The sequence below is a fragment of the Bradyrhizobium sp. P5_C11_2 genome, assembly GCF_054049755.1.
This window is the reverse complement of record NZ_JBFULT010000260.1, coordinates 1-10,280: the sequence shown is the minus strand read 5'-3', so window position 1 is coordinate 10,280 and position 10,280 is coordinate 1. Positions and strand designations below refer to the sequence as shown.

The window sequence follows — 10,280 nt, the reverse complement described above, 5'->3', positions numbered from 1 at the left end:
CAGATTGGTCAGCGCGCGGCATTCGCTCATGAACTTGTCGATGCCGAGCACGATCGCCATGCCCGGCACGAGGCGCGGATCGACCACGGCCAGCGTCGCGGCCAGCGTGATGAAGCCCGCGCCGGTGATGCCGGAAGCGCCCTTCGACGTCAGCATGGCCACGACCAGGATGGTCAACTGCTGGCCGAAGCTGAGATCGAAGCCCAGCGCCTGCGCGATGAACAGCGTCGCCAGCGTCATATAGATGTTGGTGCCGTCGAGGTTGAACGAATAACCCGTTGGCACCACGAGGCCGACCACCGACTTGGAGCAGCCGAGCCGCTCCAGCTTTTCCATCAGGGACGGCAGCGCGCTTTCCGAGGACGAGGTGCCGAGCACGATCAGGAGCTCGTCCTTGATATAGGCCAGGAACTTGAAGATCGAGAACCCCGCGATACGCGCGATGACGCCGAGCACGACGAACACGAACAGCGCCGCGGTGACGTAGAACGTGGCGATCAGCCCGACCAAATTGAGGATCGCACCGGTGCCGAACTTGCCGATCGTATAGGCCATCGCGCCGAACGCGCCGATCGGTGCCGCGCGCATCACGATGGAGATGACGCCGAACACCGCATGCGCGGCGTCATCGATGAAGCTGCGGATGGTGTGGCCGCGCTCGCCGAGGCTCATGATCGCGAAGCCGAACAGCACCGAGAACAGCAGCACCTGCAGGATCTCGCCCTGCGCGAACGCACCAACCACGGTGTCCGGAATGATGTGCAGCACGAAGTCGACGGACTTCTGACCGGCGGCCTGCTTGGCGTAATTTGCAACGGCCGCCTCGTTTGCCGCCGCATTGCCGAAGCCCGCGCCCGGCCTCACCARATTGCCGATGACGAGACCGATCACCWGGGCGAAGGTCGAGACGACCTCGAAATAGACCAGCGCCTTGACGCCGATGCGGCCGACCTTCTTGGCATCCTGGATATGGGCGATGCCCGAAACCACCGTGCAGAAGATGATCGGTGCGATCACCATCTTGATCAGCTTGATGAAGCCGTCGCCGAGCGCCTTGATCCATTCGTTGGTGGCGAACGACGGCCACAACCAGCCGACGATGGCGCCGAGCAGAATCGCGATCAGCACCTGGACGTAGAGAACCTTGTACCACGGCTTGGCGGCGGTCGGCGCGACCGGCGCCCCCGCCATCGTTGTCGTCGTCATCGTTTCACTCCCCCTCAAACTCCGGGGCCAGCCAAGATCAACTTGGCCGGCCCTGTCAATTGGAACTGATCGTTATTGCGCGCTTTACCGGCGGTCGATGATCCGGCGTGCCGCCGGCATCAGTGCGGCGCCGAGCGCGTTCTTGACCAGAGACGCCGCGATGAATGGCGCGACGCCGACCTGCCAGGCCTTGGCAGCACCAAGGCCGAAGGCCAGCCAGCCGAACCCGGCGGCGAAAATGGCGATATGGCCGACGGCCATGGCCGCGAACAGCAGGACCACGCTGCGATCCCAGCCGCGCTCGGCGAGCCAGCCGGTGATGAAGGCCGCCGCAATGAAGCCGAACAGATAACCGGCGGTCGGGCCAACCAGCGGCGCAAGTCCGCCGACCGGGCCGGCGAACACCGGCAGCCCCATCGCGCCTTCGGCGAGATAGGCGATCATGGTTGCGCTGCCAAGCCGCCAGCCATAGGCCGCGCCGATCATCAGCACGACCAGGCTCTGCAGGGTCATGGGCACGTAAGGCAGCGGCAGGCTCACCTTGGCCGACAGCGCCATCAAGGCGGTGCCGAGCGCGACCAGCACGACCGCGCGCAAGCTGCCGACGGTTTCGCCCGGCCGGGTCGGCCACATGACAGCGGCGAGAGGAAGTTGCGGCGCAGCAGTGGATGGGATGGATCTGTCAGACAAGATGAACTCCGGAAGGCTGTTCGGAAACTGGCGGCTATTTAAGCCAGTGAGCGATCCGGTCAACTGCCTCCCGCATCTCATCAGCCGAACGTGCGTAGGACAGTCGTATGAACGAGCGGCCATGGATGGGATCGAAATCGAGACCCGGCGTGGCCGCGACACGGGCCTGTTCCAGCATCTGCTTGGCGAAGTCGAGACTGTCCGACGTGAAATCCGAGACGTCGGCATAGAGGTAGAAGGCGCCGTCGGCAGGCAGAAACCTCGTCAGCCCGGCCCTGGGCAGTCCCTCGATCAGGATGCGGCGGTTTTCCTGATAACCGTGCTTGATCTCCTCCATCTCGGCCGCGCCGTCAAACGCAGCTTCGGCCGCGATCTGCGACAGCGACGGCACCGAGATCGACAGGTTCTGCTGGAGCCGCTCGATCGGCCGCACCAGCACGTCCGGCACGACCATCCAGCCGACGCGCCAGCCCGTCATGCAGAAATACTTCGAGAACGAGTTGATCACGAGTGCGTGCTGCGACAGCGCGGCTGCCGTCACGGCCGGAAACGCATAGTCGAGCCCGTGATAGATCTCGTCCGAAATGAAGCGGATGCCGGCGTCTTCCGCCGCCGCGATCAGGCTGGAGAGCGCCTCCCTCGACATCATCGTTCCCGTCGGATTGGCGGGACTGCCGACCAGCACACCCTTCAGCGGCGCCTTGCGGTGGGCGGCGAGCAGCGCCTCGCCGGTGAGCGCATGGCGCGTCTCGTCGGAGGTCTCGATCAGCACCGGCTCGCAGCCGAGCGCGGTGAGGATATGGCGGTACGGCGGATAGCCCGGCACTGTCACGGCGACGCGATCGCCGGGTTCGAACATCGCCAGGAACGCCAGGATGAAGCCGCCGGACGAGCCCGTCGTCACCACGATCCGCTCGGGGCTGACGGCGCAGCCATAGGCATCGCGATAATGCCGCGCGATGCGCTCGCGGAGCGAGGGGATGCCGAGCGCGGAGGTGTAATCGATCCGCCCGGCTTCGAGCGCGGCATGGGCGGCCGCGATCGCGGTCTTGGGCGCGGACGCGGAGGGCTGGCCGACCTCCATATGAATGACATGGCCGCCGGAGGCCTCGATTCGGGCCGCAGCCGCCATCACGTCCATCACCATGAACGGGGGAACATCGCTGCGGCGGGACGGCTCGAGCCACTGCCCCACCCGGTTCCTCAATGTCGCATCGTGCATCGATTTCTGCTATTTCGCTGGCGGACCGGTCCGTTCGGTCCGGAAAACCGGGCACTTGCGCCCCAGACTGGCCGCATTGTACGGCTCATAAGGGCATATCGCGTATCCGGTCCGCCGCCAATCGCCAAAACCAATCACGAAACTGCTTGACCAAGACCACTTGACCGAGCCCGTTTGACCCAGACCGCTTGATGTTGCTCCAGATCGCATTGCGCAAGAAGGCCTCCGCCCTCACCGCCCTCGTCACGGCTGCGGCGATCGCGCTGTTGCCGCTCCCGGCGGCACAGGCGCAGCAGAAGGGCCCGCCAATCCTGCGCGACACCGAGACCGAGCAGCTCCTGCGCGAATACACGCGCCCGATCCTGCGCGTCGCCGGTCTGGAGAAGCAGAACATCCAGATGGTGATCATCAACGAAGCGTCGTTCAACGCCTTCGTCGCCGACGGTCGCCGCATCTTCGTCAATTACGGCGCGATCCTGCAATCGGAGACGCCGAACCAGATCATCGGCGTGCTCGCGCACGAGACCGGGCATCTGGCCGGCGGGCATCTGTCCAAGCTGCGCGAGCAGCTCGCCAATGCCCAGACCCAGATGATCATCGCGATGCTGCTCGGCGCCGGCGCGATCGCGGTCGGCAGCACCCGCGGCAGCAGCAGCGCCGGCAACAACGGGCTTGCCAATGCCGGCGCCGCCGCGATCGCCGGACCGCAGGAGATGATCCGCCGTACGCTGCTGTCCTACCAGCGCCAGCAGGAAGAGAACGCCGACCGCGCCGGCGTGAAATTCCTGACCGCGACCCAGCAGTCGCCGAAGGGCATGTACGAGACCTTCAAGCGCTTCACCAGCGAGAGCCTGTTCGCCGCGCGTGGCGCCGATCCCTATCTCCAGTCGCATCCGATGCCCGCCGAGCGCGTCGCAGCGCTCCAGGAATTCGCCAGCTCCAGCCCCTATTGGGACAAGAAGGACGATCCCGCGCTCCAGCTCCGCCACGACATGGTGCGCGCCAAGATCTCGGCCTTCATGGAACGGCCGGAGACGGTGTACCGCCGCTATCCGCAGTCGAACGACAGCCTGCCGGCGCGTTACGCCCGCGCCATCAGCACCTATCTCCACGGCGATTTGCGTAGCGCGCTCGCCCAGATCGACGCCCTGATCCAGGTCCAGCCGAACAATGCGTATTTCTACGAGGTGCGCGGCCAGGCCCTGCTGGAAAGCGGCAAGCCCGCCGAGGCGATCCCGGCCCTGCGCAAGGCTGTCGCGCTGTCGAACAATTCACCCCTCATCGAGATGTTACTTGGGCAGGCTCTGGTTGGAACCGATAATAAGGCCTACACGGACGATGCCGTTCGGATTCTCCGCGCCGCAGTGGTACGGGAGCCCGAGGCTGTCCTCGGCTATACCCAGCTCGCGATGGCCTATGGCCGGAAGGGCGACTATGCCGAGGCCGATCTGGCGTCGGCGCAGGCCGCTTACTTGCGCGGCGACAACAAGACCGCCCGCGAGCTCGCCACGCGCGCGAAAACCCGTTTCGCCGTCGGCACGCCCGGATGGGTCAAGGCCGACGACATCGTGGCGGCCAAGCCGTCGCGCAACTAGAACGACGCCTGACACGACAACCGCAGACACCACGACGTCACGACACAGAGCTTCAAGCCCGGCGGGACGTTTTCCGAAACCTGCTTTCGACAAGAGGATTTGCCAATGCCTTCGCTGCGCCTGCTTGCTCCCGCGCTGTTTGCGCTCGCCATGTTCGGCGCAGCCGCGCCCGCGTCGGCCGACAGCTTCTCCGATGTCCAGCGCACCGATATCGAGGCGATCGTCAAGAACTACCTCGTCAGCCATCCCGAGGTGCTCGAGGAGGCCATGGCCGAGCTCAGCAAGCGCCAGGCCGCGGCCGAGACGCAGAAGCACGAAGCCAGCATCAGCCAGAACGCCGACGCGATCTTCAACTCGCCGCGCCAGGTCGTGCTCGGCAACAAGGATGGCGACGTCACCTTCGTCGAGTTCTTCGATTACAATTGCGGCTACTGCAAGCGCGCGATGACGGACATGCTCGATCTCATGAAGGCCGATCCGAAGCTGAAGGTCGTGCTGAAGGAATTTCCGGTGCTGAGCCAGGGCTCGGTCGAAGCGGCGCAGGTCGCGGTCGCCGTGCGCATGCAGGATCCCACCGGCAAGAAATATCTCGACTTCCACCAGAAGCTGCTCGGCGGCCGCGGCGCCGCCGACAAGGCGCGCGCGCTTCAGGCGGCCAAGGAAGCCGGCCTCGACACCGCGAAGATCGAGAAGGACCTCGCCAGTCCCGAGGTGCGCGCCACCATCGAGGAAAACTTCAAGCTCGCGGAAGCGATGGGCATGAACGGCACGCCGAGCTACGTGATCGGCAAGCAGATCGTGATCGGCGCCGTCGGCGTGGAAGGCCTCAAGGAGAAGATCGGCGTCGCCCGCTGCGGCAAGGCGACCTGCTGATCGCGCCTTTCACAACTTCACTCACAAGCGAGGCCGGCTGAAAAGCCGGCCTTTTCGTTTGCGCATGGGCGCCGTTGCGATCGTGTCGCAATCGCGGCGCCCGCGTTCATCTGGCGTTCAACAAACAAAAGCCGTGGAACCACCGAAGTTCCGGAACAACCGATATCTCCTTTCGTTGTTGGCGCGGGCAATGACGCAAATAAACACGTGAGGAGAAATTCAATGTCTAACCGCTTTATGATCTCGGTTGCCGCGCTCGCGCTCGTCGCAGGCACCGGACTGGCGAACGCACAGGGCACCATGAACCGCGACAGCGGCGGCGCCGGCGCGCAGCCTGCGCAGCAAACACAGCCGTCGGGCGGTGCGGCCGAGCACGGCACCATGGGCAAGGACTCCGTGACGAAGGAAAAGGGCACCGTCGGTCAGGCTGGCGGCGCCAGCGCCACGAAGCCGGGTGCGGCCGCGGAAGACAAGTCGTCCGGGGCGATGAAGGACGAGCGCCCGGGCGGCGCGATGCACAAGAACGCCGCCGAGGACAAGGCCGGCGCGACCAAGGGCCAGCGCACCGACGAACGCGCGCAGGGTCAGATGGACAAGTCGCAGCAGGACAAGTCCAAGAGCATGAGCCAGGATACGACCAAGTCCGGCGCCAAGGACCACAAGGACATGAAGGCTGAGGACAACAAGGCCGGCACGTCCACCAAGAGCAACGCCGAGAACCGCCCGGGCTCGGGCACCTCGACCGACATGAAGGCCGAAGGCAAGAGCTCGACCTCGACGACGGTCGGCCAGGCCGGCGCCGGCGCCAAGCTCTCGACCGAGCAACGGACCCAGATCACGTCCGTCATCCGCGAGGAACGCGTGGCGCCCGTGACCAACGTGAACTTCGCGATCTCGGTCGGCACCCGGGTGCCGCGCGAGGGCATCGAGCTGCACGCCCTGCCGTCACGTGTTGTGACGATCTATCCGGAGTGGCGTAGCTACCGCTACGTGCTGGTCCGCGAGCAGATCGTGATCATCGACCCCAACACCTACGAGATCGTCGCCATCCTCGATGTCTGAGGCTCCGGGACGTTAACCTCTGAGGGGCGGGCAGCGATGCCCGCCCCTTTGCGTTCGGTGGCAGCCATGCTTTGGACTGGTTAACAAGCAATTTCCGTGGTTTCCGCACAGGTTTTTGCGCACTGGATGAGGTGCCTGAAGCGACCCGGGAGGCCCTTCAAGGCTTCCCCTAAGCCGCTTTGTTACCTATAACCCCCGCCACGCCGAAACACCTCTCCGGGATAGGAATGGCTGAACCAGCGACCGACACGATCCTCCTTCTGAACGGGCCGAACCTCAACATGTTGGGGACGCGGGAGCCGGAGAAGTATGGCCACGCCACGCTGGCCGACGTCGAGAAGCTGTGCCGGGAGACGGCGGCGCAGTTCGGCCTCAAGGCCGACTGCCGGCAGTCCAACCGCGAAGGCGAGCTGATCGACTTCATCCACGAGGCGCATGCCCGCAAGATGAAGGGCATCATCATCAACGCCGGCGGCTATTCGCACACCTCGATCGCGCTGCACGACGCCCTGCTCGCGGTGMAGATTCCGACGGTCGAGGTGCACGTGACCAACATCCACGCCCGCGAGAGTTTCCGTCACCACTCCTACACCGCGCGCGCGGCCTTCGCCTCGCTGTGCGGCTTCGGCATCGAAGGCTACCGCCTCGCCATCCTGGGCCTTGCCGTCAAGCTCGGCATCAAGCCCAAGGCCTGACGCTCCCTCATCACACAGAACATTCGGATCAAGYAACATGGCGCGCCAGCCAGACGACAAAGCAGCCGCAAAATTCTCCAGCGACGATTCCGCCCTCATCCGCGAACTCGCGCTGCTGCTCGATGAGACCAGCCTCACCGAGATCGAGATCGAACGTGCGGGCCTGCGCCTGCGCGTCGCCCGCAACATCAGCGTTGCCGCGACCATGCCCGYTCCGATGTCGCATGCGGGCCACGCGCCGGTCGCCGTTGCGGCGGCTGCACCTGCGGCCGCGGACATGTCCAAGCATCCGGGCGCCGTGACCTCGCCGATGGTGGGCACCGCCTATTGGGCGCCGGAGCCCGGCGCAAAACCGTTCATCGAGGTCGGCAGCAAGGTCTCGGTCGGCCAGACGCTGCTCATCATCGAAGCGATGAAGACCATGAACCAGATCCCCTCGCCGCGCGCCGGCACCGTGACGCAGATCCTGGTCGAGGACGGCCAGCCCGTCGAGTTCGGCGAGCCGCTCGTCATCATTGAGTAACGGCCGCGGGCGGCCTTCCGCCCTCGCCGCGTTTCGCGCGCCAGTCCCTTAAGGACATCATGTTCGACAAGATCCTCATAGCCAATCGCGGCGAGATCGCCCTTCGCATCCTGCGGGCCTGCAAGGAGCTCGGGATCGCGACCGTCGCCGTGCACTCCACCGCCGACGCCGACGCCATGCATGTGCGCCTGTCGGACGAGAGCGTGTGCATCGGGCCGCCGCCGTCCAAGGACAGCTATCTCAACGTGCCCGCGCTGCTCGCCGCCTGCGAGATCACCGGCGCGGATGCGGTGCATCCCGGCTACGGCTTCCTGTCGGAGAACGCCCGCTTCGCGGAAATCCTGTCCGAGCACAATCTGCATTTCATCGGCCCCAAGGCCGAGCACATCCGCCTGATGGGCGACAAGATCGAGGCCAAGAAGACCGCCAAGCGTCTCGGCATCCCGGTCGTGCCCGGCTCCGACGGCGGCGTCGGCCCCGAGGACGACGCGATGGCGATCGCGAAGGAGATCGGCTTTCCCGTGCTGGTGAAGGCGGCGGCGGGTGGCGGCGGCCGCGGCATGAAGGTCGCCCAAAGCGAGGCCGATCTGGCGGTGGCGCTGCAGACCGCTGCCAACGAGGCCAAATCCGCCTTCGGCGACGCATCGGTCTACCTGGAGAAATACCTCCAGAAGCCACGCCACATCGAGATCCAGATCCTCGGCGACGGCCGCGGCGGCGCGATCCATCTCGGCGAACGCGACTGCTCGCTGCAGCGCCGTCACCAGAAGGTCTGGGAGGAAGGCCCCTCGCCCGTCCTCTCCGCTGCCGCGCGCGCCAAGATCGGCGAGACCTGCGCCAAGGCGATGCGCGAGATGAAATATCTCGGCGTCGGCACCATCGAATTCCTCTACGAGGACGGCGAGTTCTACTTCATCGAGATGAACACCCGCATCCAGGTCGAGCATCCCGTCACCGAGAGCATCACCGACATCGATCTCGTGCTGGAGCAGATCCGCATCGCCGCCGGCGGCGAGCTGCCTGCGAAGCAGAGCGAGGTCCAGATCATCGGCCACGCGATCGAGTGCCGCATCAATGCGGAGAACCCGCAGACCTTCCGCCCCTCGCCCGGCCGCATCTCGCAATACCACTCGCCCGGCGGGCTCGGCGTCCGGATCGATTCTGCGGTCTATCAGGGCTACACGATCCCGCCCTATTACGACTCGCTGGTCGGCAAGCTGATCGTGCACGGCAAGACCCGGGGCGAATGCCTGATGCGGTTGCGCCGCGCGCTCGACGAGATGGTGGTCGAAGGCATCGAGACCACCCTGCCGCTGTTCCGGGCGCTGGTCCGCGAGCCCGCCATCATCGACGGCGACTACCACATCCATTGGCTGGAACAGTATCTGGCCGGCCAGACGGAACCGGCCGCGAAATAGTCCCGCCTGCCATGGAACCCTTTGGACCCAATCGCGTTCTGGACGGTTGGGACAGTTCCAAGGGGGCGCTTTGAACTCCGCTGAACGTAACAAGGCGAGACCGTCGTGACGGCCGAGGCGCAGCGACGGCGCGCATTTTGGCAGATCCTGCTGTTCGCAGCCGGACTCGTTGTGCTGACCGCAATCAGTGCGGGCTCCGTCTACCTCGTCAACAAGGCACGCGACGACAACAAATGGGTGGTTCACACCATCGAGGCGGAGAACCAGATCAACGCGCTGCTGCTGGAAATCCGGCGCGCCGAGAGCGCCGCCCGTGGCTACCTCCTGACGCAAGGGACGGATTTCAAGGCCGACCATGAGAAGGCTGTGGCAGCGATCGTACCCGCGCTCGACCGGCTCACACGCCTGATCGGCGACAATCCGGCGCAACGGGCCAGCATCGAGAAGCTGAGCGCCGCGATCGAGACCCGGCTCGGCCAGTTTGCCCAGGAGCTGGATTTCATCGCCCAAGGTCATCCTGACAAGGCCGCCGCGCTGGTCCGCGAGATGGCCTCCACTGACACCACGGCCGCGATCGGCAGCGTCGCTGCTGCCATGATCCAGCAAGAGGAGCGCCTGTTCCGGCTCCGCACGGAAAACGCCGATCGCAGCCAGACGCTGGCGGCGTCGATGACGGGCATCGGCTCCGGGCTCGTGGTGCTGCTGTCACTGATCTCGATCTGGTTGGTGCGACGTTCAGCGCAGGGCCGTGACGAGGCCGAGACGCGCCTGCGCGACGCCTACGCGAATCTCGAGGCCGTGGTCGACGAGCGCACCGCGGACCTGCGCGAAGCCAACAACGAGATTCAGCGCTTTGCCTATATCGTGAGCCACGATCTGCGCTCGCCCCTCGTCAACATCATGGGCTTCACCAGCGAACTCGAAGAGCTCGGCGGCGACATCTTCCGCCGCATCGGCGGCCTCGCTCACGCCCCTGCCGATGGACCGCCGCTGGCG

Annotated in this window: 10 protein-coding genes; 7 read left to right on the top strand and 3 right to left on the bottom strand. The window is 65.4% G+C overall.

Annotation, left to right across the window (positions count from 1 at the left end):
• From dctA to ACXJL8_RS22840, 3 genes are all read right to left on the bottom strand, one after another.
• A partial coding sequence (gene dctA, locus ACXJL8_RS22850) for a C4-dicarboxylate transporter DctA (protein WP_456685632.1) occupies nt 1-1,206 on the bottom strand: 1,206 nt, incomplete at its 3' end.
• An 84-nt stretch (nt 1,207-1,290) separates the two neighbouring features.
• A complete protein-coding gene (locus ACXJL8_RS22845; RefSeq protein ID WP_456621221.1) occupies nt 1,291-1,839 on the bottom strand; it encodes a biotin transporter BioY in 549 nt (182 codons plus the stop codon).
• A gap of 91 nt (nt 1,840-1,930) precedes the next feature.
• A complete protein-coding gene (locus ACXJL8_RS22840; protein ID WP_456621198.1) occupies nt 1,931-3,118 on the bottom strand; it encodes a pyridoxal phosphate-dependent aminotransferase in 1,188 nt (395 codons plus the stop codon).
• 191 nt (nt 3,119-3,309) lie between these two features.
• Here ACXJL8_RS22840 and ACXJL8_RS22835 point away from each other — a divergent pair, with 191 nt between their 5' ends.
• From ACXJL8_RS22835 to ACXJL8_RS22805, 7 genes are all read left to right on the top strand, one after another.
• Nucleotides 3,310-4,713, top strand: coding sequence for a M48 family metalloprotease (locus ACXJL8_RS22835; protein WP_456621199.1), 1,404 nt, complete (start codon nt 3,310-3,312; stop codon nt 4,711-4,713).
• A 105-nt stretch (nt 4,714-4,818) separates the two neighbouring features.
• The gene (locus ACXJL8_RS22830; RefSeq protein ID WP_456621200.1) at nt 4,819-5,586 is read left to right on the top strand and encodes a DsbA family protein; all 768 of its coding nucleotides are present in this window, start codon (nt 4,819-4,821) and stop codon (nt 5,584-5,586) included.
• 222 nt (nt 5,587-5,808) lie between these two features.
• Nucleotides 5,809-6,648, top strand: coding sequence for a DUF1236 domain-containing protein (locus tag ACXJL8_RS22825; protein WP_456621201.1), 840 nt, complete (start codon nt 5,809-5,811; stop codon nt 6,646-6,648).
• Nucleotides 6,649-6,875: 227 nt separating this feature from the next.
• A complete protein-coding gene (gene aroQ, locus ACXJL8_RS22820; protein WP_456685631.1) occupies nt 6,876-7,343 on the top strand; it encodes a type II 3-dehydroquinate dehydratase in 468 nt (155 codons plus the stop codon).
• Nucleotides 7,344-7,380: 37 nt separating this feature from the next.
• Entirely contained in the window at nt 7,381-7,866 is a 486-nt protein-coding gene (gene accB / locus ACXJL8_RS22815) for an acetyl-CoA carboxylase biotin carboxyl carrier protein (protein ID WP_456685630.1), read from the top strand.
• A 59-nt stretch (nt 7,867-7,925) separates the two neighbouring features.
• Nucleotides 7,926-9,284 carry an acetyl-CoA carboxylase biotin carboxylase subunit gene (gene accC, locus ACXJL8_RS22810; RefSeq protein WP_456621204.1) on the top strand — a complete coding sequence of 453 codons (1,359 nt, stop codon included), beginning with the start codon at nt 7,926-7,928 and terminating at the stop codon, nt 9,282-9,284.
• A 105-nt stretch (nt 9,285-9,389) separates the two neighbouring features.
• A partial coding sequence (locus ACXJL8_RS22805) for a CHASE3 domain-containing protein (protein ID WP_456685629.1) occupies nt 9,390-10,280 on the top strand: 891 nt, incomplete at its 3' end.

Bases quoted from the DNA above. Each gene is read 5' to 3' on its own strand.
- ACXJL8_RS22830 (WP_456621200.1), top strand. From the start codon at position 4,819: ATGCCTTCGCTGCGCCTGCTTGCTCCCGCGCTGTTTGCGCTCGCCATG.
- ACXJL8_RS22835 (WP_456621199.1), top strand. From the start codon at position 3,310: ATGTTGCTCCAGATCGCATTGCGCAAGAAGGCCTCCGCCCTCACCGCC.
- ACXJL8_RS22840 (WP_456621198.1), bottom strand. From the start codon at position 3,118: ATGCACGATGCGACATTGAGGAACCGGGTGGGGCAGTGGCTCGAGCCG.
- ACXJL8_RS22825 (WP_456621201.1), top strand. From the start codon at position 5,809: ATGTCTAACCGCTTTATGATCTCGGTTGCCGCGCTCGCGCTCGTCGCA.
- ACXJL8_RS22845 (WP_456621221.1), bottom strand. From the start codon at position 1,839: ATGTGGCCGACCCGGCCGGGCGAAACCGTCGGCAGCTTGCGCGCGGTC.
- accC (WP_456621204.1), top strand. From the start codon at position 7,926: ATGTTCGACAAGATCCTCATAGCCAATCGCGGCGAGATCGCCCTTCGC.